Raw genomic sequence first — 25,750 nt, 5'->3', positions numbered from 1 at the left:
CGATGCGCCGGCCATGCACGAACCATGCACATCCCGTGCGCAGGCCGTTGCCTGTGGCCCTGTTGACCTTTGTGGTGCTGGTCAACCCGCATTTCGCGGCGTAAAGGGCGGAGTATGGACGATACATTGCCCCCTTGCCCGACCTGCGCCTCGGCCTTCACCTACCGGATGGACGCGCTGCTGACCTGCCCGGAATGCGGGCATGAGTGGTCCGCCGATGCAGCCCCGGACGAGGCCTATGCGGTGCGCGACAGCGTCGGCAACATCCTGAGCGATGGCGATACGGTGACGGTGATCAAGGACCTGAAGCTGAAAGGCTCGTCCACCACCATCAAGGTCGGCACCAAGGTGCGCGGCATCCGTCTGGTCAGCGGCGATCACGACATCGACTGCAAGGTGCCGGGCGTGGGCCAGATCGGGCTGAAGTCGCAATTCGTCAAGAAGGTGGGGGAGTAGGGTCGGCGTGGTGCGTTGCGGTGTGCCGAATGGTATGTGGTGCGGAGGACTGCGGAATTGTGGCGCGATGCTGTCGGTAATGTCTTTGCAGATGGGGGAGGGGTCGAAAAGAGCCCATATTGACCGGGATCTCCGAAAGTTAAACTTGCTTAACAGTGGCGATGTAGTGAAACGAAATGCGATCTAATATTACCTTCCGTCGCGCCGAGTATTCGGATGTTAAATCCATTGCACAGTTGATGATCGGAATGGGGTTTAGTCATTCCGCCGAAGAAATTTCCCGGCGCTGGGGATTGGTTGAAGATCACGAACAAGACCTTGCAATTCTTGCTGTTGACCGCGGCGCGCCAGTCGGTATGGTTGCTCTCCACATTGCGCCATTGTTGTTTTATCCTAAGCCCTTGGCCCGTATTACGACTCTGGTTGTCGATCAGCTGAGACGACGGCAGGGCATCGGTCGCGCCCTCGTCGATGAAGCGCTGCTACTCGCGCAAGAAAGCGGATGCGAGACGATCGAGTTGACCACCGGCCTGGAACGCAAAGAAGCTCACGCGTTCTACCGTTCAGTCGGGTTTGAAAACTCTGCTTTGAGGATGAGCTACAAGCTATGATTCCTCTTTGAGAACAGACAGCTCGTAAGCTGGAATGTCCGCTCCGTCCCGCAAGCCGTCCAACATGCCATCGAGCAGAGTCTCACTTCAGTCACCCAAAAACAAACCTCCGCCCCGGACCCCGCGCGCGGACTCAAGGCCGCAGGCCGCCGCGCGATCGCCGACCCGCCCCCCGGGGTGGAGATTGGCTGATGGTTTGGCACCAACGCAGGTTGGAAGGTTCGGCGTGGATAAACTGGCTCACACCAACGTCGGATCGCCACCCTGCGTGTCGGCGCTCGCGCGGCTTGGTGCGCGTCCCGTGGGGTGCGCAGGGCGGATTCGCGGGGATGACCTGCCTGATGCGGACGGCTCTTGATGTCGGGCAGGGCAGCGCAGCCCGCAACTACTGCCCCGATACCGCCCGTTCCGCGCCGGCGCTGATTGCCTCGCGCAGTTTCTTCTCCAGCGCCTTCTGCTTGGTGCCCGAGTGGAACTTCAGCCCGAACATGTCCTTGACGTAGAAGGTGTCGACCACCTGTTCGCCATAGGTCGCGATCACGGCGCTGGCGATGTAGACATTGGCATTGGCCAGCGTGCGCGTCAGGTCGAACAGCAGGCCGGGACGGTCGCGGGTGTCGACCTCGATGATGGTATAGATCTCGGACCCCTCGTTGTCGAAGGTGATCGAGGTGGGCACGCGGAAGGCGCGTTCGCGTTTCTTGATCTTGTCGCGGCTGCGGATCGCCTCGGTCGGTCTGATCTCGCCGGTCAGGGTCTTGCGGATGGTGTCGCGCAGGCGGGGCAGGCGCTCGTCCTCGTAGGGGCTGCCGTCGCCGTCCTGAATCCAGAACACGGCGGTGGCATAGCCATCCTTGGAGGTATAGGTGCGCGCGTCGACCACGTTGGCCCCCACCAGCGCCAGCGCGCCGGCGAGCCGCGAGAAGATGCCCGGGTGATCGGCCAGCGCGAAACAGGCGCGGGTGGCGTCGCGGTCGTGATCCACGGCCAGGTCGATGGCGATCTCGGTGTCGGACAGGTCGCGCAGCAGCCCGGCGAACACGGCCTGGGTGGCGGTGTCCAGCCCCTGCCAGTAGGGCGCGTAGTGCCGCCCGGTTTCGCGCTTCAGCGCGGCAGCGTCCCAGCCGGTCAGGGCGTCGCGCAGGGCGCGGCGGGCCTCGGCCCCGCGGTTCTCGCGGTTGACCTCTTCGAGCCCGTGTTCCAGCGCGCGGGCGGTTTCGCGGTGCAGCTGGCGCAGCAGCATGGCCTTCCAGTTGTTCCAGGTGTTGGGGCCGACGCCGCGGATGTCGCAGACCGTCAGCACGGTCAGCAGGTCGAGCCGCTTGCGGGTTTTCACCGCCTTGGCGAAATCGCGCAGGGTGCGCGGGTCGGACAGGTCGCGTTTCTGCGCCATGTCGGACATCAACAGGTGATAGCGCACCAGCCATTCCACGGTGTCGCATTCGACCCGGTTCAGGCCAAGGCGCGGGGCGACCTTGCGGGCGATCTGGGCGCCCAGGATCGAGTGATCCTCGTCGCGGCCCTTGCCGATGTCATGCAGCATCAGCGCAACATAGAGGACGCGGCGGTTCACCCCGGCCTTGAGGATGCGGCTGGCGACCGGCAGTTCCTCGGTCAGGTCGCCGTGCTCGATCTGGCTGAGCACGCGGATGCACTGGATCGTGTGCTCGTCCACGGTATAGCTGTGGTACATGTTGAACTGCATCATCGCCACGACCGGCGCGAATTCGGGGATGAAGGCGGCCAGCACGCCCAGTTCGTTCATGCGGCGCAGGGCGCGTTCGGGGTTGCCGTGTTTCAGCAGCAGATCGAGGAAGATGCGCCGTGCCTCGCGGTCTGTGCGCATGTCCTCGTCGATCAGGTGCAGGTTGGCGGTGACAAGGCGCATGGCGTCGGGATGGATCAGCATGCCGGTGCGCAGGCCTTCCTCGAACAGGCGCAGCAGGTTCATCTTGTCGGACAGGAACTCGGCGTCATCGACGATGGCAAGGCGGCCGTGCTCTTCCTTGTAGCCGGGTTTGACCTTGGGGCGGCGGCGAAAGATGCGTTCCAGCAGCGGGGCGCTTTTGGCATGGGCCGCTTCGAGCTGGGTCAGGAAGATGCGGGTCAGATCGCCGACGCCGGTGGCGTGGCGGAAGTAGTCCTGCATGAAATGCTCGACCGCGCGGCGGCCGCCCTTGTCGGTGTAGCCCATGCGGGCGGCGACCTCGACCTGCATGTCGAAGGTCAGCTGATCCGCCGGGCGGCGGGTGATCAGATGCAGGTGGCAGCGTACGGCCCAGAGAAAGTTCTCGGCCTTGGTGAAGGTCTGGAATTCCTCGGCCCGGAACACGCGCAGGCCGACCAGTTCCTGCACGTTCTGCACCCGGTGGACGTATTTGGCGATCCAGTAGAGCGTCTGCAGGTCGCGCAGCCCGCCCTTGCCCTCCTTGACGTTGGGTTCGACGACATAGCGTTCGCCCTGCTTGATGTGGCGGCTGTCGCGTTCGGCGAGTTTCGCCTCGATGAAATCGGGGGCGCCGCGCGAGAACAGCTCGTCCCACAGGCGACGGTCGAGCTCTTGGGCCAGATCGGCGTCGCCACCAAGCCAGCGGTGTTCCAGCAGGGCGGTGCGGATGGTGTAATCCTCGGCGCCGAGGCGGATGCAATCGCGGATCGTGCGGCTGGAATGGCCGACCTTGAGCCGCAGATCCCACAGGATGTACAGCATGGTTTCGATCACGCTTTCGGCCCAGCCGGTGATCTTGCTGGGGGTCAGGAACAGCAGATCGACATCCGATTGCGGGGCCATTTCGCCGCGCCCGTAACCGCCCACGGCAAACAGCGCCAGACGCTCGCCCTGCGTGGGCGTGGCGTTCGGGTGCAGCACATCCATCGACAGGTGCAGCGCGCAGGTGACGATGCAGTCGGTCAGCCAGGCATAGGCGCGCACGGTGGGGCGGGCATCGAAGGGGCGCAGGGCAAAGCCGCTGGCGATCGACTCGCGCCCGTGCTTTTGCGCGGCCATCAGCACGGGAACGACGGCGCTGCGCGCCTCGGTCAGCGGCACGCCGTCCAGCGCGCGGGCCAGATCCTCGAACACCCGAGGCGCGTCGAATATCGCCTCGGCTGCGCAGATCAGGTCGCCGTCGGGGACGGGCAGGATGTCGGGGGGGAAGGGCAGTGCCGGGTCAGGACCCGGCGCCACCGAACGCTCTTGGGGCAGGGTCAATCACAACCACCTGTCTGTTGCGGATCGTCGCCACGGCAAGGCCGCGCTCGTTCGTGCCGTCGGCGCGCAGGCGAAAGATGCCTCCGGTGCCTTCAAATCCGGCGCCCTGGGTCAGCGACGAGGCGCTGAGGGCGTCCTGCCGCCCGCGGCTGGCCAGGGCCCCGATGGCCGCGATCCCGTCATAGGCCAGACCAGCGATCGGGTGCGGGGCTTCGCCGTTGGCCGCCTGATAGCGGCTGCGGAAAGCGGCGGTTTTCGACGGATCGGGCGTTGCGAACCAGCCGTTCTGCACCCCCGGCAGGTCCAGCGTCTGGGCCGGGACGTCCCAGCGCGTCAGGCCGATGTATTGCGTCACGTCTGGCCCAAGCCCGGCCTCGGGCAGCATCTGCGTCAGCAGCGGCAGGGCACCGGCGGAGTTGGCGGTCATGAAGATCGCGTCGGCATCGCCGTCGCGTGCGGTCGACACGATCCGCGGCACGGCCGAGACCACGCCCTCTTGCGAGAATTCATGCGACACGGTGCCGACGATGCTGCCGCCCGAGCGCGATACGGCCTGCTGGATCGCCTGATTGCCAAGCTGGCCGGACACGTCATCGGCATGAACCACCATGAAGCGCGACTTGCCCTGACCCCGGGCGTAGGACACCAGCCGGTTGGCGGTGTTCTGGAACGTCGGGCCAAGCACCCACAGGTTGCCGTCCGCGATGGTGGTGTTGTTCGAGAAGGACAGCACGTTCACCGATCGGGGCGCGGCGGCGACCGCCACGGCATTGGCGGATTCGGCATAGACCGGCCCGAGGATGATCTTTGCCCCGTCGCTGATCGCCTGCATGGCCGACTGCTGGGCCTGCGCGGCGTTGCCTGCGGTGCCGTAGACACGCAGGTCGACATCGACGCCCTGAAGGTCGGCAATGGCCAGTCGCGCGGCGTTTTCCAGCGATCGTGCCAGCGCGTCATCGCCCGAGTTGCCACCGCCGCGCGGCACCAGAAGGGCCACCGGCACCGGCGCGCCCGGGTCAACGCGCTGGCCCTTGCCACCACCACCGCCGGCGACGGGAATGGCCTCGCACGAGGCCAGAACGAGGATCGAGAACAGCGCCACAACGCGCCACAGCACCTTGCGGGCAGAGGTCAAAACAGCAAACATGAGCGATAAGGCTCCCTGGGTCTGGGCGGCGATGCCGCCTCGTGGCATTCGGGGCAATCATAAACGCCATGAGAAGGGGGTCCAGTGCCGAATTGGGAAAAGCGGGCGCAGGGGCCGGGGTTGTACCTGATCGCGACGCCACTGGGGAATGCGCGCGACATCACGCTGCGGGCTCTGGACCTGCTGGCGTCGGTCGATGTGCTGGTGGCCGAGGACACGCGAAGCCTGCGCAAGCTGATGGATATCCATGGCGTGCCGATGGGGGATCGCCCGCTGGTGGCCTATCACGAACACAATGGCGCGCGGATGCGCCCGAAGCTGCTGGCGTGGCTGCACGAAGGGCGCTCGGTGCTGTATGCGTCCGAGGCGGGCACGCCGCTGGTGGCCGATCCCGGGTTCGATCTGGTGCGCGCGGCGCGCGAGGCGGGGCATGCGGTGACGGCGGCCCCGGGGCCGGTGGCGGCGATCACGGCGCTCAGCATTGCCGGGCTGCCCACCGACAGGTTCCTGTTCGCGGGGTTTCTGCCCAATGCCAGCGGTCAGCGGAAATCCGCGCTCATGGCCCTGCGCGAGGTGCCCGCGACGCTGGTGTTCTACGAATCGCCCAAGCGGGTTGCGGCGATGCTGCGCGACGCGGCCGAGGCGCTGGGCGCGGACCGGCAGGCGCGGATTTGTCGGGAACTGACCAAGAAATTCGAGGAGATCCGGAGCGGGACCCTGTCAGAACTGGCCGAAACCTGCACGGATGACCCGCCCAGAGGCGAAATCGTCGTGCTGGTGGACCGGGGGGATTTGGGAAGTGTTAGGGAAGATGATCTAGAACAGTTGCTGCGCGGGGCGCTTGAGGGGCACAGTGTCAGGGACGCGGCGGACCGGATCAGCGCGCAGACCGGGCTGCCGCGCCGCAAGGTGTATCAACTGGCGCTGAAACTGGAACAGGACATGACATGACGCAGCATTTCGATCCCGCACTGGCCACCGCCACGCCGGTGGTCGCGCGCCGCGACCGCGGCCAGCGCGCCTATCTGGCCGGCGCCGCGGCCGAGGACCGGGTGGCGCGCCTGTATACAGAGGCCGGGGCGCAGGTTCTGGCGCGGCGCTGGCGCGGGGCCGGCGGCGAAATCGATCTGATCCTGCGCGACGACACCGGGCTTGTCTTTGTCGAGGTCAAGGCGGCCCGCTGTTTTGACCGGGCACTGGCGGCCTTGTCCGCGCGCCAGATCGGCCGCATCTGCATGGCCGCGCAGGAATTCGCCGGCACGCAGCCCGACGGTCTGCTGTCGGACATGCGGTTCGACCTGGCGGTGGTCGACGGGCAGGGCCGGGCCCGGATCGTGGAAAATGCCTTTGGCGGATTCTGAATTGCCTATGCCCGGCCCATGCGCCATGTAGGTGGCGACACTGGCCAGGGGGTGACGGTATGAAAATCGCGTTCCAGATGGACCCGATCGGTCCCATCGACATCAATGCCGACAGCACGTTCCGCATCGCCGAAGAGGCGAAGGCGCGCGGGCACGAGCTGTTCTATTACACGCCCGAGCGGCTGGCCTATCAGCAGGGGCGGATCACCGCGCGCGGCTGGCCGCTGACCGTGCGGCGCGAGAAGGGCAATCATTTCAGCCTCGGGGACGAGGTCGAGGTGGACCTGTCCGAATTCGACGTGGTCTGGCTGCGCCAGGATCCGCCGTTCGACATGTTCTACATCACCACCACCCACCTGTTGCAGCGCATTCACCCCGCCACCCTGGTGGTCAACGATCCGTTCTGGGTGCGCAACTACCCCGAAAAGCTGCTGGTGCTGGATTTCCCCGACCTGACGCCGCCGACCACCATCGCCCGCGATCTGGCCACGATCCGTGCCTTCAAGGCCGAGCACGGCGATATCATCCTCAAGCCGCTGTATGGCAACGGCGGCGCGGGTGTGTTCCGGCTGACCGAATCCGATCGCAACCTGTCGTCGCTCTACGAGATGTTCACCGGATTCTCGCGCGAGCCGCTGATCGTGCAGAAATTCCTGCCGGCGGTGTCCAAGGGTGACAAGCGGGTGATCCTGGTGGATGGCGAGCCGGTGGGCGCGATCAACCGTGTCCCGGCCGAGGGCGAGACGCGGTCGAACATGCATGTGGGCGGCCGCCCCGAAAAGGTCGCACTGACCGAGCGCGATCTGGAAATCTGCGCCCGCATCGGTCCGTTGTTGCGCGAAAGGGGACAGGTTTTCGTCGGCATCGACGTGATCGGCACCTACCTGACCGAGATCAACGTGACCTCGCCCACCGGCATTCAGGAGCTTGAGCGGTTCGACGAGGTCAACGTCGCCGGAAAGATCTGGGAGGCGATCGAGGCGCGCCGGGCATGAGCCTGTCGATGCGCCTGATCGCGGGCGCGATGCGGCCCGGGATGCGCGCCATGAACGCCCGCGCCACCGACCCTGCGCCCCTGCGGCGCGGGATGGAGATGTCGGCGCGGCTGTTTTTCCGCAACGTGCCCTTCGCCCTCTATCTCAAGACCACCTACCGGGCAGCGGATGGTGCCGCGCGCCGCGCGCTGTGGGTTTCGGCCCGGGCGCGGCCGGTGCCGGGAAAGGTGCTGCTCTATGCCCATGGCGGTGGCTATTTTGCGGGCAGTCCGAACACCCACAAACGCATGGTCGCGCGGCTGGCGCGGATGTCCGGCCTGCGAGTCTTTCTGCCGTCCTATGCCCTGGCGCCCGAGCATCCGGTGCCTGCGCAACTGGCCGATATGGAGGCGGCGCATGCGCATCTGCTGGCGCTTGGATACGCGCCCGGTGACATCGTTCTGGGCGGTGACAGCGCGGGCGGGGGCATCGCATTGGCGCTGCTGGCGCTGTTGTGCCAGCGCGGGCAGGCTCCGGCGGCCTGTTTCGCCTGGTCGCCGTTCTGCGATCAGACCTTTTCGGGCGCGTCAGTACAGGAAAACGGCCGACGCGATCACTTTTTCCCCGGCCACCGGGTGCATTTCCTGGCCGGGCTGATCCTGGGCGATACCGCGCCGGATGATCCGCGCGCCTCGCCGCTGTTTGCGGCGTTTCCCGGCTGTCCGCCGGTCCTGCTGCAGGTCTCTGACAGCGAGATCCTGCGCGATGACGCGGTCAGGCTTGAGGCAAAGCTGCGCGCGCAGGGCACCGATGTGCGGCTGGAGATGTGGGAGGATGCGCCCCATGTCTGGCAGATCTTCGACGGCTGGTTCCCCGAGGCGCGCGAGGCCATCGGCAACACCGCCCGGTTCATCCGTCGGCATGTGCCAGCGCCAGCCGATAGCTGACCGCCTCGGCCACATGGGGCTGGCGTACTGTGTCGCTGTGGTCCAGATCGGCGATGGTGCGCGCCACCCGCAGCACCCGGTGATAACCGCGCGCGGACAGGTGAAACCGCTCGGCCACGCGGGTCAGCAGGGCGCGGCCCTGATCGTCGGGGGCGGCCGCGCGGTCCAGCGCCGAGCCTTCCAGATCGGCGTTCAGCCCGCCGCGCGCGATCTGCACCGCGCGCGCCGCCGCCACCCGCCCCCCGACCGTGGCCGAGGTGTCGCCCGAAGGCGGCAGATCAAGATCGCTGAAGGCCACCGGCGGCACCTCGACCCGCAGATCGAACCGGTCCATCAGCGGGCCGGAAATGCGGCCCATGTAATCCTCGCCACAGACGGGCGCGCGCGAACAGGCCCGGCCCGGATCGGACAGGTAGCCGCATTTGCAGGGGTTTGCCGCCGCCACCAGCATGAAACGGCAGGGATATTTCACATGAGCATTGGCGCGGGCGACCATCACCTCGCCGGTCTCGATCGGCTGGCGCAGGGTTTCCAGAACAGTGCGCGGGAATTCGGGGAACTCGTCCATGAACAGCACGCCATTGTGGGCCAGGCTGATCTCGCCCGGCCCGGCGCGGCGTCCGCCGCCAACAATGGCGGCCATCGAAGCGGTGTGATGCGGTTCACGAAAGGGCCGCGTGCGGTTGATCCCGCCGGCATCCAGCAACCCGGCCAAAGAATGGATCATCGAGGTTTCCAGCGCCTCGGGTGCTGTCAGCGGCGGCAGGATGCCGGGGATGCGCGCGGCCAGCATGGATTTGCCCGAGCCGGGCGTGCCCACCATCATCAGGTGATGGCGACCGGCGGCGGCAATCTCCAGCGCGCGCTTGGCGCGTTCCTGCCCCTTGACGTCGCGCAGGCAGCGGCTGCCGGTTTCGCTGACGATCTCGCCCGGTTCGGCGGGGGACAGCGGGGCCTGCCCGGTGAAATGGCGCACCACATCGGCCAGCCCGCGCGCCGCGATCACCTGCGCCGCCCCGACCCAGGCTGCCTCTGCCCCCGAGGCGTGGGGGCAGAGCAGCAGCCGGCCTTCTTCGGCGGCGGACATGGCGGCGGGCAGGGCGCCCACCACCGCCACCAGAGAGCCATCCAGCGAAAGCTCCCCAAGCGCGGTCGTGCCTTCGGCGGCATCCGCCGGGATGATTTCCAGCGCGGCCAGCAGCGCCAGCGCGATGGGCAGGTCGAAATGGCTGCCTTCCTTGGGCAGGTCGGCGGGCGACAGGTTGATGGTGATCCGCTTCGATGGCAGCGCGATCGCCAATGCCGACAGCGCCGCGCGCACCCGGTCGCGTGCCTCGGACACCGCCTTGTCGGGCAGGCCGACGATGGAAAAGGCGGGCAGGCCGGGGGTGACGGCGCATTGCACCTCCACCTGCCGGGCAGTCACGCCTTCGAAGGCCACCGTATAGGCCCGTGCCACCATTCCCGCCCTTACCCTCGCATCAAGGTTAACGCCCCCTTGTGCAGCTAACCGGCGCAGGGTTTAGGAATGGTTAATGCAGGCCCCCTGCTTCCTCTCTCTGCAAATATCCTCGGGGGGAGTCGCGCATCGCGCGACGGGGGGCGGACAGCCCCCCTCTGCCCTATCAAGCGGTGCACATCGCCATGAATTTCGCCCATGCGGCAGGGTCTGCCACGGTCTTGTCGCGGCAGAACGGGTTGCAAAACCCCCATATCCGGCCCTCAAGCTCCAGAAAATCCGTCACCGGCTTGCCGGAATAGGGGCAGGCGGCGTTGACAGAAGGGCCGTCCGGCACTGCGCGGGCGGGCAGGGCGGCGGGGGCGGGATAGGGCATCCGATCCAGCGGCTGGTCATAACCCGAAAGCACCCGGTTTTCCGCGATCGCCATCGCGCGCCAGCGCCGCATCGGCGGATGGCCAAGCTGTGCCGCGACATAGGCCTGCGCCGCATCGCCCACGGGCAAGTCATAGCCCGCGATCCGCACCGCCACCGGAGCGAAGAACGCATCGGCCAGGGTGTAGCTGCCGAACAGGAACGGCCCGCTGGACTGATCCAGGGCGGCTTGCCAGATCGCCTCGATCCGCGCCAGATCGGCCTGCACGGCGGGCGACGGGTCAAACCCGGCCCAGCCGGTCAGCAGGTTCATCGGGCAGGCCTGACGCAGGGCGCCAAAGCCGGTGTGCATCTCGCAGATCAGGCTTTGCGCCATCGCGCGTGCCGGTCCGGGGGCGGGCAACAGCCCGTGGTCGGGAAAGGCCTCGGCCAGATGCCAGGCGATGGCCAGCGAGTCCGTCAGGCGGCTGCCATCGGGGGCCTTGGCCGCAGGCACCGTGCGCCCGCCTGCAAAAGTGGCGACCTCGGACGCGAATTCCGGGCTGTAGAGCCGGGTGCGGTGAACGCGAACGGGGATGTCGAAGGCATCGAAAGGCAGCCAGCCGCGCAGCGACCACGAGGAATAGGCGCGTTGCCCAATCAGCAGATCATATGTCATCGGGTGTCCTCTTTTGGTCGCAGGTTACCGGCTGACCCGCGCCCCGGAAAACGCAATTTCGTGGGCAGTGCGATCACGGACGATGATTGATCCGCCCCACCTGCCAGCCGTCCGCGCCATGGGTCAGGTCGGTCAGCGACAGGTTGTCGATCTTGTGGCCGAACACATCGTAGGTGCCGACGCGCAAGCCTTGTTGCAGTTGCGTCAGGATCACGCCGAAATGCGCCACCGCCACGATGTCGCGCCCCGGATGCGCCGCCAGCAGACGCGCCACGGCCCGGTCCACCCGCGCCACCACATCATGCCAGCTTTCGCCGCCGGGGGGGCGGATGTCGCCCGGGGTTTCCCAGAAGGCGCGGATATGGGCCTGATCCTCGATCTGGTCAAAGCGCTGCAATTCCCACGCACCGAAGTGCATTTCGCGCAGGTCGGGATCATGCGGCAGACGGTCGCGCCCGCGCGTGACGGCATCGGCGGTGGTCACCGCGCGCGACAGGTCGGACGAGATCATCAGCGCGTCGGAGGGCAAGGCCGCGTGCAGCCGGTCAAGGGCGGCGGTGTCGGACAGATCGGCGGGCAGGTCGGACCAGCCCACCATGGTTTTGGCATGTGTCGGACCGTGGCGGACCCAGAAGAAGCGGCTCATGGCATCCGACCTTTCAGGACCATCGGCAGGCCTGCCGCGACGAACGCCACCAGCCCGGCCTGCGCGGCCAGACGCTGGTTCAACTCGCCCTGCGCCTGCCGAAATCGACGCGCCAGCGCATTTTCGGGAACGACCGAGAGGCCAAGCTCGTTACTGACGATAATGACCGGAACCGGGCAGGCGGCCAGATCGTCCAGCAGGGTTTCGGTTTCGCGGGTCATGTCATGGCCTGCCAGCATGTGATTGCTCAGCCACATGGTTGCGCAGTCGAACAGCACCACACCGCGGGCCTGCGACAGCGCGTCGCGGGTGTGCAGGGCGGCCTCGGCCGTGGTCCACCCCGCGCCCCGCCGGGCGCGGTGGGCGGCGATCCTGGTTTCCATCTCGGCATCGCCCGGTTCGGCGGTGGCAAGGTAAAGCCTTGATGCAGAACATTTTTCTGCCAATCCTTCGGCAAAAGACGATTTGCCTGAGGCCGCGCCGCCCAAAACCAGCGTCAGCGCCGGCCACGGGGCGGGCGTATCTTTAAGTGATCCGATCATGGGAATGCCTCGTAACATTAACAAAATCCAAACGGAACGTATGAAAGGTGCCAGGGTGGCGCCTCAACAGACTGGGGGTTTGAAATGGCACTTGATGCACCGCAAGACATGTCCCTGTCGCGAGTCGCGATGAAGGCCGAATTGCTGGACGCCGAGACTGAACTGAAACTTGCCTATGCCTGGCGCGATCATCGTGACGAAGAGGCGCTTCACCGCCTGATCACAGCCTATATGCGGCTGGCCATCTCGATGGCGTCGAAATTCCGCCGCTATGGTGCACCGATGGGCGACCTGATCCAGGAGGCGAGCCTTGGCCTGATGAAGGCCGCCGACAAGTTTGACCCGGACCGCGGCGTGCGCTTTTCCACCTATGCCGTGTGGTGGATCAAGGCGAGCATCCAGGACTACGTGATGCGCAACTGGTCGATGGTGCGCACCGGGTCCACCAGCAGTCAGAAATCGCTGTTCTTCAACCTGCGCCGGGTTCAGGCGCGGCTGGAACGCGAGGCGCTGGCGCGGGGCGAGGAACTGGACCGTCACCAGATGCGGCAGGCGATCGCGATGGAAATCGGCGTGCCGCTGCATGATGTCGAGATGATGGAAGGTCGGCTGTCCGGCTCTGATTTCTCGCTGAACGCCACGCAATCGGCCGAGGACGAAGGGCGCGAGTGGATCGACACGATCGAGGACGAGGGCGAGCACGCCACCCAGATCGTCGAGCACGAGCACGACACCGATACCCTGCGGGGCTGGCTGGTCGAGGCCCTGTCATCGTTGAACCAGCGTGAGCGGTTCATCGTGACCGAGCGCAAGCTGCGGGATGAGGCGCGGACGCTGGAAAGTCTGGGCACGGAACTGGGCCTGTCGAAAGAGCGGGTGCGCCAGTTGGAGGCGGCAGCGTTCCAGAAGATGCGCAAGAAGCTGGAAACCAACTCGAAAGAGGTGCATGCCTTTCTCGCATGAACAGGCTGATTCTTACCCTCCTGTTTCTAGCGACGTCCGCGTATGCCGCGGCCCAGCCCGAAACATCCGACGTCGTGATTCTGGGCGAGGTGCATGACAACCCCGCCCATCACGCAACGCAGGCCGAATGGACAGCACGGCTGGCCCCGGCGGCAATCGTTTTTGAAATGCTGACGCCCGATCAGGCGGCACAGGTCACCGCCGATAATCGGGGTGATCCGCAAACCTTGGGAGATGCGCTGAATTGGGCGGCATCGGGCTGGCCCGATTTTGAGCTGTATCATCCGATCTTCACCGCCGCGCCCGAGGCGGCGGTCTATGGTGCCGCCGTGCCGCGCGATGCAGCGCGGGCGGCGTATTCCGATGGTGTCGTGGGCAGCTTTGGCGAGGATGCCAGCGCCTATGGCCTGACCGATGCGCTGCCGGAGGCGCAGATGCAGGCGCGGCTGGCGTTTCAGGCGTCAGCGCATTGCGACGCCCTGCCCGAAGACCTGTTGCCGCAGATGGTCGAATTGCAACGCCTGCGCGATGCGGTTCTGGCGCGCACGGCGGTGCAGGCGCTGGACGACACCGGCGGCCCGGTCGTCGTGATCACCGGCAATGGCCATGCGCGCACCGATTGGGGCATGCCGGTCTATATCGCGGCGGCGCGGCCCGACGTGACGGTGTTCGCCCTTGGCCAGTCCGAGGCGGGGGGCATCGCGGGCACCTTTGATCAGGTGGTCGATGCCGCCCCGGTCGCGCGCGAGGACCCCTGCGCCGCCTTTGCCAAGGATTGAGTTTGCCCGCCCCGGCCCGTAACACTGTCGCCACACAGGGCGAGCGAGACAGGGCGAGCGAGGGCACATGCTGACCGGCAAACGCATACTTCTGATCATTGGCGGCGGGATCGCAGCCTATAAATGTCTCGATCTGATCCGTCGCCTGCGCGGGCGCGGGGTGGCGGTGACGCCGGTGATGACCCGCGCGGCGGAAGAGTTCGTGACCCCCCTGTCGGTCTCTGCGCTGGCGGGCGAAGAGGTGCATCGCGACCTGTTCGACCTGACCAAGGAGGCGCAGATGGGACATATCCAATTGTCTCGCGTGGCCGATCTGGTGGTGGTGGCCCCGGCCACGGCGGACCTGATGGGCAAGATGGCGGGTGGGCTGGCGAATGATCTGGCCAGCACGCTGCTGATGGCGACCGACACGCCGGTTCTGTGCGCGCCCGCGATGAACGTGCGGATGTGGCAGCACCCGGCGACACAGCGCAATCTGGCGGTGTTGCAGGGCGACGGCCTGCGGTTCGTCGGGCCTGATGATGGCGACATGGCCTGCGGCGAATACGGTCCGGGCCGCATGGCCGAGGTGCCGCAGATCATCGCCGCGATCGATGCCGCGTTGGGGCAGGGGCCGCTGACGGGTCGGCGTGTGATCGTGACATCCGGCCCCACGCAAGAGCCGATTGACCCGGTGCGCTATATCTCGAACCACTCGTCCGGGGCGCAGGGCACGGCGATCGCCCGCGCGCTGGCCGCATCGGGGGCCGAGGTGGTGTTCGTCACCGGCCCGGCCAACGTGCCCCCGCCCGAGGGCGTGCAGGTGGTGCGCGTGACCACGGCGCAGGACATGCTGGAGGCGGTGCAGGGCGCGCTGCCCGCCGATGCGGCGGTGTTTGCCGCGGCCGTGGCGGATTGGCGCGTGGCGCAGGTGGCGGGATCGAAGATGAAGAAGACGGCGGGCGAGATGCCCACCCTGCGGTTTGCCGAGAACCCCGACATACTGGCCAGCGTGGCGCAGATGGGCGCGGGCCGCCCGGCGCTGGTGGTTGGCTTTGCCGCCGAGACCGACGACGTGGTGGCCAATGCGCAGGCCAAGCGCGCGCGCAAGGGCTGTGACTGGATCATCGCCAACGATGTCTCGGTGGGCACCGGCACCTTTGGCGGGGCCGACAATACCGTGCATGTGGTTACCGATCAGGTTGTCGAGGACTGGCCGCGCATGGGCAAGGACGCGGTGGCGGCCCGGCTGGCGCAGCGGATGGCGGCGGCGCTGAATGGATAGGGCGGATGCCTCCGGCGGGAGTTTAGGGGCAAGATGAAGAGATGGACGCGGAGATGGTAACCTTGCGGCTGGTCTGGACCGAAGAGGCGGATCGCGATCTGCCCTTGCCGTCCTACGCGACGGCAGGTGCTGCGGGGGCGGACCTGCGCGCGAATTTTCCGCCCGGCGCGCGCGGGGGCGTGACGGTTGATCCTGGAGCGCGGGTGCTGGTGCCCACTGGCCTGCGGCTGGAGATTCCGCCGGGCTATGAGGTGCAGATCAGGCCGCGCTCGGGCCTGGCGCTGAAACACGGTATTACCCTGCCCAACAGCCCTGGCACGATCGACAGCGATTACCGCGGCGACCTGGGGGTGATCGTGATGAACGCGGGGGATGCGCTTTTCGAGATCGCGCATGGCGACCGCATTGCGCAGATGGTGCTGGCCCCCGTGGTGCGGGCGGATTTCACGCTGGTGGACGCGCTGGACGAGACAGCGCGCGGGGCGGGCGGCTTTGGCTCGACCGGGCGGGTCTGATGGCGGTGATATTTGCCATGGCCGCGGCCCTGTGGGGTCTTGGTGCCGTGATGGGCACGCCCCGGCGCATGCGCTGGGCGATGGTTGGCGTTTTGTGGGGCGGTGTGGTGCTGCTGCATCTGGTGCTGCCTGCGGGCCATCCGCTGCGGCTGGCGACGGGCGAGACGGCGGCCCCGTGGCTGTTGCTGGGGGGCGCTGCGGCGCTGGTGCTGTCCTATCGCTGGGGGCTGGAACGGTTGCGCAGGCGGGTTGGAGGCGACGCGGCGGCGGCCCCGGTCAAGGCGACGGACGGGCCGTTCACGCCGATCGAGCTGAACCGCTATGCCCGCCATATCGTGCTGCGCGAGATCGGCGGGCCGGGCCAGCGCCGGCTGAAGGATGCGCGGGTGCTGGTGATCGGGGCCGGCGGGCTGGGCAGCCCGGCGCTGCTGTATCTGGCGGCCAGCGGGGTGGGCACCATCGGGGTGATCGACGATGACGTGGTCGAGGGCAGCAACCTGCAACGGCAGGTGATCCATACCGATGCGCGGATCGGCATGCCCAAGGTTTTCTCGGCCGAGATGGCGATGCGCGCGCTCAACCCGTTTGTCACCGTGCGTCCCTATCACCGCCGACTGACCGATGAGATCGCCGACGATCTGTTCTCGGAATATGATCTGATCCTGGATGGAACGGACAATTTCGACACCCGTTACCTGAGCAACGCCGTGGCGCACCGGCTGGGCAAACCGCTGTTTTCCGGCGCGCTGTCGCAATGGGAAGGTCAGGTGAGCCTGTTTGACACCGCGCGCGGCACGCCCTGCTATGCCTGCATTTTCCCCCAGGCCCCGGCCCCCGGGCTGGCCCCGTCCTGCGCCGAAGCGGGCGTTTTCGCGCCGCTGCCCGGCATGATCGGCGCGCTGATGGCAGCCGAGGCGGTCAAGCGGATCACCGGCGCGGGCGACACGCTGAGCGGGGTGATGATGATTCAGGATGCCCTATATTCCGACACCCGGCGCATTACCTTGAAACAAAGTGCCGATTGTCCGGTGTGCGGGCCCGGCCGGAAGGAGATCGAGACATGACCAACCCCTTGTTGCAGGAGTGGGACACGCCCTTTGCCATCGCGCCCTTTGACCGGATCGCGGACGAGGATTTCGCGCCCGCGCTGGAGGAGGCGCTGTCGGCGCATCTGGCCGAGGTTGACGCGATTTCCGGGGCGACCGAGCCGCCGACCTTTGCCAACACCATCGAGGCGATGGAGGCGGCGGGCAAGCTGCTGGACCGGGTGCTGGGCACGTTCTTTACCGTCGCCGGGGCAGACAGCACCGAGGCGCGCGAGGCGTTGCAACGCGAGTTCTCGCCCCGGCTGGCGGCGCATTCGGCGGCGATCACCGGCAATCGCGCGCTGTTTTCGCGGATCGACGCGCTGTGGCAGGACCGCGATGCGCTGGATCTGAGCGACGAGCAGGCGCGGGTTCTGATGCTGACGCGGCGGGGGTTCATGCGGGCAGGCGCGGCGCTGGAAGGGGCGCAGGCCGAGCGGATGACCGCGATCAAGTCGCGGCTGGCGGTTTTGGGCACCGAGTTCACCCAGAACCTGCTGGCGGATGAGCGCGACTGGTATCTGGAACTGGCCGAAGGCGATCTGGACGGGCTGCCCGATTTCCTGATCCGCGCGATGCGCGCGGCGGGGCAGGACAAGGGCGTGTCGGGCCCGGTGGTGACGACATCACGCTCGCTGGCGACGCCGTTTCTGCAAAGCTCGCCCCGGCGCGCGCTGCGTGAGGCGGTGTGGCGGGCCTTTACCTCGCGCGGGGGGCGTGGGGGCAAGACCGACAACCGCGCGATCGCGGCTGAGGTGCTGGCGCTGCGGGCCGAGCGGGCGGCGCTGCTGGGCTATGACAGCTTTGCCGATTACAAGCTGGAAACCGAGATGGCGGGCAACCCGCAGGCGGTGCGCGACCTGCTGATGGCGGTCTGGGCCCCGGCCCGGGCGCAGGCGCTGGCGGATGCGGCTGTGTTGGAGAAAATGCTGGCGGCAGACGGCTTTGACGGGCCGCTGGAGCCATGGGACTGGCACTTTTACGCCGCGAAACGCCGGCAGGCCGAGCATGATCTGGACGAGGCGGCGCTGAAGCCGTACCTGCAACTGGACCGGATGATCGAGGCGGCCTTTGCCTGCGCCAACCGGCTGTTCGGGCTGGAATTTGCGCCGCTGGATGTGCCCCTGTATCACCCCGATTGCCGCGCCTGGGAGGTGACACGCGACGGTCGGCATGTGGCTGTGTTCATCGGGGATTATTTTGCGCGCGGCTCGAAACGATCAGGCGCGTGGTGTTCGGCCATGCGCGGGCAGGCGAAGTTTCCGCAGGTGCAGGCCCCGGTCGTGATCAACGTGTGCAACTTTGCCAAGGGCGACCCGGCGCTATTGTCCTATGACGAGGCGCGCACGCTGTTCCATGAATTCGGCCATGCGCTGCACCAGATGCTGTCGGATGTGACCTATGAAAGCATCTCGGGCACATCGGTGGCGCGCGATTTCGTGGAACTGCCCAGCCAGCTGTATGAACACTGGCTGGAGGTGCCTGCGGTTCTGGAGGAATTCGCCACCCACGCCGAGACCGGTGCTGCCATGCCAGCGGCGATGCTGGACAAGGTGCTTGAGGCGGCGAATTTCGATCAGGGGTTCCAGACCGTGGAATATGTCGCCTCGGCGCTGGTGGATCTGGAGTTTCACGCCGGGCCGCCCCCCGCCGATCCGATGCAGAAACAGGCCGAGGTTCTGGAAGGATTGGGCATGCCGCGCGCCATCGCGATGCGCCACGCCACACCGCATTTCGCGCATGTGTTTTCGGGCGATGGCTATTCCAGCGGTTACTACAGCTACATGTGGTCCGAGGTGATGGATGCCGACGCCTTTGCAGCCTTTGAGCAGGCGGGTGATGCGTTCGATCCCGAGACGGCGAAGGCGCTGGAGCGCGATATCCTGTCCACCGGCGGATCGGTCGAGGCGGCCGAGCTCTATACCCGGTTCCGGGGGCGCCTGCCGGGGGTCGAGGCACTGTTGAAAGGGCGCGGCCTGATCGCGGCGTGACGTGGGCCTGCCCCGGCTCAGGCCGGGGTGCGTTTGCCTGGGTTTGCCCGCGCCGTCCGCAGGTACGGCGCGCCGTTGCGATAGCCGCCATGTATGAGCCGCCCCGGCTGGGTGCAGTGCGGAAACGCCTCGTGCCAGTCACGAAAGCGGTCGTTGGTGATGATCGGTGCGTCTTGATCGCGGGCGATCTGCAACAGGAGACCGTCTGCAGGCTTGCCCTTGGGTGACACCACGACATTGCGCGCGTTCAGGCCCATGGCCCGGGCAAGCGCCGCCGCGTTCATATAGCGATTGGTCAGCTTGTACCCCGCGTTTGCGTCGAACATCACCACGACGCGATGGCCTTGGGCCTCCAACGCCGTGGCCACCTGACGGACGACGGTGATATCGGGGGTGCCGTTGTTCCAGTGCATCACATTCGACCCGTCGATCAGCACCAGATCCCGGTCGGCGCGACGTGCCCGAACGACCGCGCGCACCCACAGCACGACCGCGACCCCGGCCAGCACCAGAGCGGGAAGCGTCAGGGGCAGGCCAGCCGCCTCGGGAAGAAACAGGGCTGCGGCGATGGCAGCCAAGGCGGTGACCAGCCAGAAAAGGGCCATGCCCAACCGCGCCTCAGATCGTCTGGTCGTAGTCGCCCACGGCGGGTTCGGTGCGGATCACCGCGTCGATGTCGTGGAAGATCGCCCGCATTTCATCCTCGGATGTGCTGCTTTCGCAGACCACCACGAGGTTGGGTGTGTTCGACGAGGCCCGCACCAGACCCCATGACCCGTTGTCGAGGATCACGCGTGCGCCGTTGACGGTGACAACCTCCTTGATCGGGCGGCCGGCCATGGTTTCGCCCGCCTTGTGCTTGGCGACCAGCTTGTCCACCAGCCGGGTCAGGATATCGTACTTCTCGGTATCGGCGGCATAGGGTGACATGGTGGGGGTCGACCAGGTTTGCGGCAGGGCGCGGCGCAGGTCGGACATCGACATGTCGGGGTTGCGGTCCATCAGCTTGCAGATTTCCACCGCGACGCGCATGCCGCAATCGTAGCCGCGCCCGATGGGTTCGGCCAGAAAGTAGTGGCCGGATTTCTCGAACCCTGCCAAGGCGCCGATTTCCTTGACCCGGCGTTTCATGTGGCTGTGGCCGGTTTTCCAGTAATCCGCCTTGGCCCCGTTGCGGATCAGTTCGGGATCGCTGGCGAACAGGCCGGTGGATTTCACATCGGCCACGAAGGTGCTGCCGGGGTAGAGTTTTGACAGATCGCGGGCCATGATGACGCCGACCTTGTCGGCAAAGATCTCTTCGCCCTCGTCATCGACCACGCCGCAGCGGTCGCCGTCGCCGTCAAACCCTAGCGCGAAATCCGCACCGCTGTCGCGCACGGTGGCGGCCATGTCGTGCAGCATTTCCATCGCTTCGGGGTTGGGGTTGTAATGCGGAAAGGTGTAATCGAGCGTGTTGTGGCTGGGCACGACCTCGACCCCCAGCCGGTCGAACAGCTCGGGCGCAAAGGCGGATGCGGTGCCGTTGCCGGTAGCGCAGACCACGCGCAGCTTGCGGGTCATGCGGAAATCGCCCACGAGGTCATCGAGATACGCCTCTTTCACGCCATCGACGAATTCGTAGCTGCCGCCCGGGGCGGGCTGACCGCGACCGTTCAGCACGATGTCGCGCAGCTCGGCCATTTCATCGGGGCCGTGGGTCAGCGGGCGTTCAAACCCCATTTTCACGCCGGTCCAGCCGTTGGGATTGTGGCTGGCCGTGACCATGGCGACGGCGGGCACATCAAGGTGGAACTGGGCGAAATAGGCCATGGGCGATAGGGCGGGGCCGATATCCTTGACCTGTATCCCCGCCTGCATCAGCCCCAGGATCAGCGCGTGTTTGATCGACAGCGAATAGTCGCGATAGTCGTTGCCGACCGCGATCACCGGCGGGATGCCTCGCGCGCGCATCTGGGTGCCAAGACCAAGGCCGAGGGCCGTCATGCCGGGCAGGTTGATCTCGTCCGGGTATTTCCAGCGCGCGTCATATTCGCGAAACCCGGTGGGGGCGATCATCGCGTCGCGCAGGAATTCCCATGTGTTGGGCGTGACGGTCGGCAAAGGTCTGGTCATATCAATCTCTTTTGGTCTTGGGGTCAGATCTGGATGGGATGGGCCTTGGCGATGCGGTCGAGCTGCATCAGCGTGTCCAGCAGGGCGGGCATGTCGGACAGGTGGATCATGTTCGGCCCGTCGCTGGGCGCGTTGTCCGGGTCCTGATGGGTTTCGATGAAGACGGCGGCCACACCCACGGCCACCGCCGCGCGGGCCATGACGGGGGCAAATTCGCGTTTCCCGCCCGAGGCACCGCCCAAGCCCCCGGGCTGCTGCACCGCATGGGTGGCATCCATGACAACGGGATAGCCGGTCTGCGCCATCTGCGGCAGCGCGCGCATGTCGGCCACCAGCGTGTTGTAGCCGAAACTGACGCCGCGTTCGGTCAGCAGGATGCGGCGGTTGCCTGTGCTGGCGACCTTTTCGGCGACATTGGCCATGTCCCACGGCGCAAGGAACTGCCCCTTCTTGATGTTGATCGCCGCCCCGGTTTCGCCCGCGGCCAGCAGCAGATCGGTCTGACGACACAGGAAGGCGGGGATCTGCAGCACATCGGCCACCTGCGCCACGGGGGCACATTGGGCGATGTCGTGGATATCGGTCAGCACCGGCACATCCAGCGCCGATTTGACGCCCGCCAGCACGGCCAGCCCCTTGTCGAGGCCCAGCCCGCGCTTGCCCGAAAGCGAGGTGCGGTTGGCCTTGTCGAAACTGCCCTTGAAGATGAACTGCGCCCCGACACGGGTGCAGGCTTCTTTCATGAAGCCCGCAATCATCTGCGCGTGGTCGTCGGATTCCAGCTGGCAGGGGCCTGCGATGATGGTCAGCGGCGCGTCATTTGCGACGCGCAGCTTGCCGATATCGACTGCGATCACGAGGACACCTGTTCGCGCAGGATCGAGGCGGTGAGTGAGACCATCAGGTAAATCCCCGAAAAGACCAGAAAGGCCAGGACCGTGTTTTCGAACTTGCGCGGATAGGTGGGTTCATCCGGGGCCACAGGTTCGACGCTGGTGGTCAGGTACCGCACCTGGCGGTTCGCCTCAAGCTCGGTCTGTTTCATGTTCTGCAGGGCGGATTGCAGAAACAGGTCGGCGGTGGCCAGATCGGCCTGCAACATCTGGATTTCCGAGGCCTTCTGCGCCAGCGAGTTGCTGCCGACCGAGGCATCGGTCAGGCGGGCGTTCTGGGTCCGAAGCTCTTCCTCGATCAGGGTGATCTCGGTGCGCAGGCTGTCGACGCGGGCGCGGTTGGGGCGGGCGTTGGTCAACTGGCCGTTGAGTTCCAGTTTCTTCTCGATCAACTGGCCCTCAAGCGTGCCGATCAGCCCGCGGATGCTGGCAATCTCGCCTTCGGGGTCGAGCAGGGTGCTTTCCTGCAGTTTGACCAGCGCCTCCTGGGCTTCGCGGCGTTCGATCTTGGCGGTTTCAAGGCTTTGCTTGGCATCGCGCATCTGGTCTTCGCGTTTCTGCCGGCTGAGTTGATCGACGCGTTCCTCGGCGTATTCGATCAGGTGGCGCGAGAAATCGGCGCTGACAGCGGGTTCGGCGGCGATGACCTCCATCCGGATCACGCCTTCGGTCGGGTCATAGCCGATCTTGACGTTTTTCTTGAAGATCTTGTAGGCGGCCTCGTCGCTGGCCTCGGTGCCAAGGCGCTGCACCGGGTCGATGAAATCCTGGTTGAAGTGCGATTTGAAGCCGATATCGGAATCCAGCCGCAGCATGGCATCGCGCGATTGCAGGTAGGATTGGGTGGCGATGCTGTCCTGATTGGTGGCGAATTGCGTGCCGGTCAGCAGGCCGCCGATGCCGCTGCCGCCGCCCTGTGCGTCGGCCTGCATAACCAGAAACTCGGACTTGGTGGCATACATCGGCGTGGCGATGTTGTAGAAATACCAGCCGCAGATCAGCGTGGGCAGAAAGACGAAGAACGACAGCCGCGTGATCAGCAGCGCCAGCTTGCGGCGGCGGCGGCGGGCGATGTCGCGCTGGATGTTGCGGATTTCACCGGCGCGGCGTTCGGCCGGGGCCAGTTCTGTGGATGGCAGGTTGCGGTTGCCCGCAGGCACGGTCTGGGGCAACTGCACACGCTCGGCCGGGACCTTGGCGGTGGCGAGTTGCAACCCGTTCTGGGGTGTCACGCCGTCCTCGCCATCCCCATGCTCGTTCTCGGGAACGACAAGCTCGAGCATCGTGGCGCGCTGGAACGGATCGATCCCGGCGGCGCGTAGCAGGCGCACGGCGTCGAAATCCGAGGTGGGGGCCAGCCCGTGTTTCTGTGCCACGCGCCGGGCCATGCGCAACTGACGCCCGGTCAGGCCTTCGCGGCGGATCTCGTCGATCTGGGCATCGACGCTGGATTCCTGTGCCGAGGCGACCTGCCCCGAGCGTCCGGCGGGCTGTTCGGGCTGCACCGGTGCGGGCTGTTCATGCTGCGGCGGGTTGGGCCGTTGCGCCTGCGGCTGGTGTTGCGGCGCGCTTTGCACAGGGTCCAAGGCGCGCGGGCGAGGGGGCTGCCCGGTCGGCCTGGTCGTGGGGGCGGTGCTGAATCCGGGGTCGCTGGGTTCGCTGCGCCGGATACGGAACTTTCTAGCCTTGGGTTTCATAGTCATAGAGCTGTTTCGCTTCTTCCAAGGAATCAAACATATGTAACTGGCCGCCCATCAGGACGGCGGCCGAACGGGCGAATTTTTCCAGCGTCCGCGGCTGGTGCGACACGATCACCACGGTCGTCGTGCGCAGGCGTTCCTGCAGGATTTCACCGGCCTTGCGGTTGAACTCCACATCGGTCGAGCCGGGCATGCCCTCGTCGATCAGGTAGATGTCGAAATCAAGTGCCAGCATCAGCGCAAAGGAAAACCGCGCGCGCATCCCCGACGAATAGGTGCCCAGCGGCTGTTCGAAGTATTCGCCCAGGTTGCACATCCAGCGGCAGAACGCCTCGACATAGTCGGGATCCAGGCCGTAGAGGCGCGCGATGTAGCGGCTGTTTTCCACCGCCGAGATCTTGTTGATCACCCCGCCCATGAAGCCCAGCGGAAAGCTGATCTTGGCCTCGCGCCGGATCGAGCCTTCGTCGGGTTTTTCAAGCCCGGCCATCATGTTGATCAGCGTGGTCTTGCCCGTGCCGTTCGGAGCCAGGATGCCGAGGGAATTGCCAATCTCCACCCGGAAGGACACCCGGTCGAGGATGACCTTGCGCTGGGTGCCCGTCCAGAAGGACTTGCTGACAGTGTCGAACTCGATCATTCGGGCTCCGGGTGCTGCTCTGATGCCATGGTTGTCTTACGCGGTAAGGCCTTAACGACCTGTTGACCATGGCTGCTTGGATTATGTCCGATCACGTGCCTGAATTACAGTGTATATGGGCAGGATTAAGGCCTTTTCACGGGGAAAGTTGACAATCCGGAAAGCCGCGCAGGCAAGCATGCCGGCACGGATGGATGCATGCGTGCGCGAATCTCCTTGATCCGGCGGATTGGCGCTGATTTGGGTCGGTCAGCCCCTTTTCCTGTCTGCCTGACCTTCCTATAAGGGCATCTGGTTCGGGCTGACAGAGTCGCGGGCCCATGCGGTTTTTCGCGATACACAAGACACCTGGGGACACCAACCACCATGTCCATTTTCGACAAGATGCCCGGCCTGTTCTCCTCGGACATGGCCATCGACCTTGGTACAGCCAACACGCTGGTCTACGTCAAGGGCAAGGGCATCGTCCTGTCGGAGCCGTCGGTGGTCGCCTATCACGTCAAGGACGGCGTCAAGAAAGTGCTGGCCGTGGGCGAGGATGCCAAGCTGATGCTGGGCCGCACCCCCGGCAGCATCGAGGCGATCCGCCCGATGCGCGACGGCGTGATCGCCGATTTCGACGTGGCCGAAGAGATGATCAAGCATTTCATCCGCAAGGTCCACAAACGCAGCACGTTTTCCAAGCCCAAGATCATCGTCTGTGTCCCCCACGGCGCGACCCCGGTGGAAAAGCGCGCGATCCGGCAGTCGGTCCTGTCGGCGGGCGCGCGGCGCGCAGGGCTGATCGCCGAACCGATCGCGGCGGCCATCGGCGCGGGCATGCCGATCACCGATCCCACCGGCAACATGGTGGTCGATATCGGCGGCGGCACCACCGAAGTCGCGGTGCTGAGCTTGGGCGACATCGTCTATGCCCGGTCGGTCCGGGTGGGCGGCGACCGCATGGACGAGGCGATCATCAACTACCTGCGCCGTCAGCAGAATCTGCTGGTGGGGGAATCCACCGCCGAGCGTATCAAGACCAGCATCGGCACCGCGCGGATGCCCGATGACGGGCGCGGCACCTCGATGATGATCCGGGGCCGCGACCTGCTGAACGGTGTGCCCAAGGAAACCGAGATCAGCCAGGCCCAGGTGGCCGAGGCGCTGGCGGAACCCGTGCAGCAGATCTGCGAGGCGGTGATGACCGCGCTTGAGGCGACACCGCCCGATCTGGCCGCCGATATCGTCGATCGCGGCGTGATGCTGACAGGAGGTGGCGCGCTGCTGGGTGATCTGGATCTGGCCCTGCGCGAGCAGACCGGGCTGGCCGTGTCGATCGCGGACGAGTCGCTGAACTGCGTGGCATTGGGCACCGGCAAGGCGCTGGAATACGAAAAGCAGCTGCGCCACGCGATTGACTATGACAGCTGACGCGC

24 protein-coding genes are annotated in these 25,750 nt (G+C 66.1%); 13 read left to right on the top strand and 11 right to left on the bottom strand.

Translation table 11 applies throughout. The annotated features are described in order from the left end of the window. Window positions 1-114 precede the first annotated feature (114 nt). Together ACFTOW_RS08940 and ACFTOW_RS08935 are read left to right on the top strand one after the other, a co-directional pair. The gene (locus tag ACFTOW_RS08940; RefSeq protein WP_379914778.1) at window positions 115-456 is read left to right on the top strand and encodes a zinc ribbon domain-containing protein YjdM; all 342 of its coding nucleotides are present in this window, start codon (window positions 115-117) and stop codon (window positions 454-456) included. A 176-nt stretch (window positions 457-632) separates the two neighbouring features. Then, the gene (locus ACFTOW_RS08935) at window positions 633-1,067 is read left to right on the top strand and encodes a GNAT family N-acetyltransferase (protein WP_379914776.1); all 435 of its coding nucleotides are present in this window, start codon (window positions 633-635) and stop codon (window positions 1,065-1,067) included. A gap of 385 nt (window positions 1,068-1,452) precedes the next feature. Here ACFTOW_RS08935 and ACFTOW_RS08930 read toward each other — a convergent pair whose 3' ends face one another. Together ACFTOW_RS08930 and ACFTOW_RS08925 are read right to left on the bottom strand one after the other, a co-directional pair. Beyond that, window positions 1,453-4,278 (bottom strand): [protein-PII] uridylyltransferase, encoded by a 2,826-nt coding sequence (locus ACFTOW_RS08930; protein ID WP_379914774.1) that lies wholly within the window; start codon window positions 4,276-4,278, stop codon window positions 1,453-1,455. Beyond that, window positions 4,238-5,425, bottom strand: coding sequence for a penicillin-binding protein activator (locus tag ACFTOW_RS08925; protein WP_379914772.1), 1,188 nt, complete (start codon window positions 5,423-5,425; stop codon window positions 4,238-4,240). Before ACFTOW_RS08925 ends, ACFTOW_RS08930 begins: the two co-directional genes overlap by 41 nt. An 84-nt stretch (window positions 5,426-5,509) precedes the next feature. Here ACFTOW_RS08925 and rsmI point away from each other — a divergent pair, with 84 nt between their 5' ends. From rsmI to ACFTOW_RS08905, 4 genes are read left to right on the top strand one after another with little or no spacing between them, the layout of a single operon-like run. Next, window positions 5,510-6,376, top strand: coding sequence for a 16S rRNA (cytidine(1402)-2'-O)-methyltransferase (rsmI, locus tag ACFTOW_RS08920; RefSeq protein ID WP_379914770.1), 867 nt, complete (start codon window positions 5,510-5,512; stop codon window positions 6,374-6,376). Then, the gene (locus ACFTOW_RS08915; RefSeq protein ID WP_379914768.1) at window positions 6,373-6,786 is read left to right on the top strand and encodes a YraN family protein; all 414 of its coding nucleotides are present in this window, start codon (window positions 6,373-6,375) and stop codon (window positions 6,784-6,786) included. The genes rsmI and ACFTOW_RS08915 overlap by 4 nt, the downstream gene beginning before the upstream one ends. 59 nt (window positions 6,787-6,845) lie before the next feature. Then, window positions 6,846-7,781 carry a glutathione synthase gene (gshB, locus tag ACFTOW_RS08910; protein WP_379914765.1) on the top strand — a complete coding sequence of 312 codons (936 nt, stop codon included), beginning with the start codon at window positions 6,846-6,848 and terminating at the stop codon, window positions 7,779-7,781. Then, window positions 7,778-8,707, top strand: coding sequence for an alpha/beta hydrolase fold domain-containing protein (locus ACFTOW_RS08905; RefSeq protein WP_379914763.1), 930 nt, complete (start codon window positions 7,778-7,780; stop codon window positions 8,705-8,707). The genes gshB and ACFTOW_RS08905 overlap by 4 nt, the downstream gene beginning before the upstream one ends. Here ACFTOW_RS08905 and ACFTOW_RS08900 read toward each other — a convergent pair. From ACFTOW_RS08900 to cobU, 4 genes are all read right to left on the bottom strand, one after another. Continuing rightward, on the bottom strand, window positions 8,670-10,169 hold the full coding sequence (locus tag ACFTOW_RS08900; RefSeq protein WP_379914761.1) for a YifB family Mg chelatase-like AAA ATPase: 1,500 nt from the start codon (window positions 10,167-10,169) through the stop codon (window positions 8,670-8,672). The two genes, ACFTOW_RS08905 and ACFTOW_RS08900, sit on opposite strands and share 38 nt — an antisense overlap. Window positions 10,170-10,332: 163 nt before the next feature. Next, on the bottom strand, window positions 10,333-11,199 hold the full coding sequence (locus tag ACFTOW_RS08895; protein WP_379914759.1) for a glutathione S-transferase: 867 nt from the start codon (window positions 11,197-11,199) through the stop codon (window positions 10,333-10,335). Window positions 11,200-11,272: 73 nt separating this feature from the next. Next, complete coding sequence (locus ACFTOW_RS08890) at window positions 11,273-11,845, bottom strand: histidine phosphatase family protein (RefSeq protein WP_379914757.1); 573 nt, start codon at window positions 11,843-11,845, stop codon at window positions 11,273-11,275. Then, window positions 11,842-12,387 (bottom strand): bifunctional adenosylcobinamide kinase/adenosylcobinamide-phosphate guanylyltransferase, encoded by a 546-nt coding sequence (gene cobU / locus ACFTOW_RS08885; RefSeq protein ID WP_379914755.1) that lies wholly within the window; start codon window positions 12,385-12,387, stop codon window positions 11,842-11,844. The genes ACFTOW_RS08890 and cobU overlap by 4 nt, the downstream gene beginning before the upstream one ends. Window positions 12,388-12,471: 84 nt before the next feature. Here cobU and ACFTOW_RS08880 point away from each other — a divergent pair, with 84 nt between their 5' ends. The 6 genes from ACFTOW_RS08880 (at window position 12,472) to ACFTOW_RS08855 (ending at window position 18,984) form a co-directional block, all read left to right on the top strand. Further along, window positions 12,472-13,350, top strand: a complete 879-nt coding sequence (locus ACFTOW_RS08880; protein ID WP_379914753.1) for an RNA polymerase factor sigma-32 — start codon at window positions 12,472-12,474, stop codon at window positions 13,348-13,350. Then, window positions 13,347-14,129 carry a ChaN family lipoprotein gene (locus ACFTOW_RS08875; RefSeq protein ID WP_379914751.1) on the top strand — a complete coding sequence of 261 codons (783 nt, stop codon included), beginning with the start codon at window positions 13,347-13,349 and terminating at the stop codon, window positions 14,127-14,129. Before ACFTOW_RS08880 ends, ACFTOW_RS08875 begins: the two co-directional genes overlap by 4 nt. A gap of 67 nt (window positions 14,130-14,196) precedes the next feature. Beyond that, window positions 14,197-15,393: a bifunctional phosphopantothenoylcysteine decarboxylase/phosphopantothenate--cysteine ligase CoaBC gene (gene coaBC / locus ACFTOW_RS08870; protein ID WP_379914748.1), complete on the top strand. Its 1,197-nt coding sequence runs from the start codon at window positions 14,197-14,199 to the stop codon at window positions 15,391-15,393. A gap of 41 nt (window positions 15,394-15,434) precedes the next feature. Then, window positions 15,435-15,908, top strand: a complete 474-nt coding sequence (gene dut / locus ACFTOW_RS08865; protein ID WP_379914746.1) for a dUTP diphosphatase — start codon at window positions 15,435-15,437, stop codon at window positions 15,906-15,908. Next, window positions 15,908-16,972, top strand: coding sequence for a HesA/MoeB/ThiF family protein (locus ACFTOW_RS08860; RefSeq protein ID WP_379914744.1), 1,065 nt, complete (start codon window positions 15,908-15,910; stop codon window positions 16,970-16,972). Before dut ends, ACFTOW_RS08860 begins: the two co-directional genes overlap by 1 nt. Further along, the gene (locus tag ACFTOW_RS08855) at window positions 16,969-18,984 is read left to right on the top strand and encodes a M3 family metallopeptidase (RefSeq protein ID WP_379914742.1); all 2,016 of its coding nucleotides are present in this window, start codon (window positions 16,969-16,971) and stop codon (window positions 18,982-18,984) included. Before ACFTOW_RS08860 ends, ACFTOW_RS08855 begins: the two co-directional genes overlap by 4 nt. A 17-nt stretch (window positions 18,985-19,001) precedes the next feature. Here the strand turns inward: ACFTOW_RS08855 and ACFTOW_RS08850 are convergent, their stop codons facing one another. Genes ACFTOW_RS08850 through ACFTOW_RS08830 form a run of 5 tightly spaced genes read right to left on the bottom strand, consistent with a single transcriptional unit; the run spans window position 19,002 to window position 24,332 of the window. Next, window positions 19,002-19,589: an NYN domain-containing protein gene (locus ACFTOW_RS08850; protein ID WP_379914740.1), complete on the bottom strand. Its 588-nt coding sequence runs from the start codon at window positions 19,587-19,589 to the stop codon at window positions 19,002-19,004. A 13-nt stretch (window positions 19,590-19,602) separates the two neighbouring features. Then, window positions 19,603-21,099, bottom strand: a complete 1,497-nt coding sequence (locus ACFTOW_RS08845) for a phosphomannomutase/phosphoglucomutase (RefSeq protein WP_379914738.1) — start codon at window positions 21,097-21,099, stop codon at window positions 19,603-19,605. Window positions 21,100-21,122: 23 nt separating this feature from the next. After that, window positions 21,123-21,956 (bottom strand): 3-deoxy-8-phosphooctulonate synthase, encoded by an 834-nt coding sequence (gene kdsA / locus ACFTOW_RS08840; protein WP_379914736.1) that lies wholly within the window; start codon window positions 21,954-21,956, stop codon window positions 21,123-21,125. After that, the gene (locus ACFTOW_RS08835; RefSeq protein WP_379914734.1) at window positions 21,953-23,695 is read right to left on the bottom strand and encodes a KpsE/RkpR family capsule polysaccharide export protein; all 1,743 of its coding nucleotides are present in this window, start codon (window positions 23,693-23,695) and stop codon (window positions 21,953-21,955) included. Before ACFTOW_RS08835 ends, kdsA begins: the two co-directional genes overlap by 4 nt. Next, a complete protein-coding gene (locus ACFTOW_RS08830; protein ID WP_379914732.1) occupies window positions 23,673-24,332 on the bottom strand; it encodes an ABC transporter ATP-binding protein in 660 nt (219 codons plus the stop codon). Before ACFTOW_RS08830 ends, ACFTOW_RS08835 begins: the two co-directional genes overlap by 23 nt. A gap of 366 nt (window positions 24,333-24,698) precedes the next feature. Between ACFTOW_RS08830 and ACFTOW_RS08825 the strand changes: the two genes are divergently transcribed. Continuing rightward, entirely contained in the window at window positions 24,699-25,745 is a 1,047-nt protein-coding gene (locus ACFTOW_RS08825) for a rod shape-determining protein (RefSeq protein ID WP_379914730.1), read from the top strand. Window positions 25,746-25,750 lie beyond the last annotated feature (5 nt).

Origin of the sequence: Lacimonas salitolerans (assembly GCF_042677865.1) — a bacterium.
GTDB lineage: Bacteria > Pseudomonadota > Alphaproteobacteria > Rhodobacterales > Rhodobacteraceae > Lutimaribacter > Lutimaribacter salitolerans.
The sequence above is the reverse complement of the archived record's forward strand: the minus strand, read 5'-3'. Positions and strand labels throughout refer to the sequence as shown.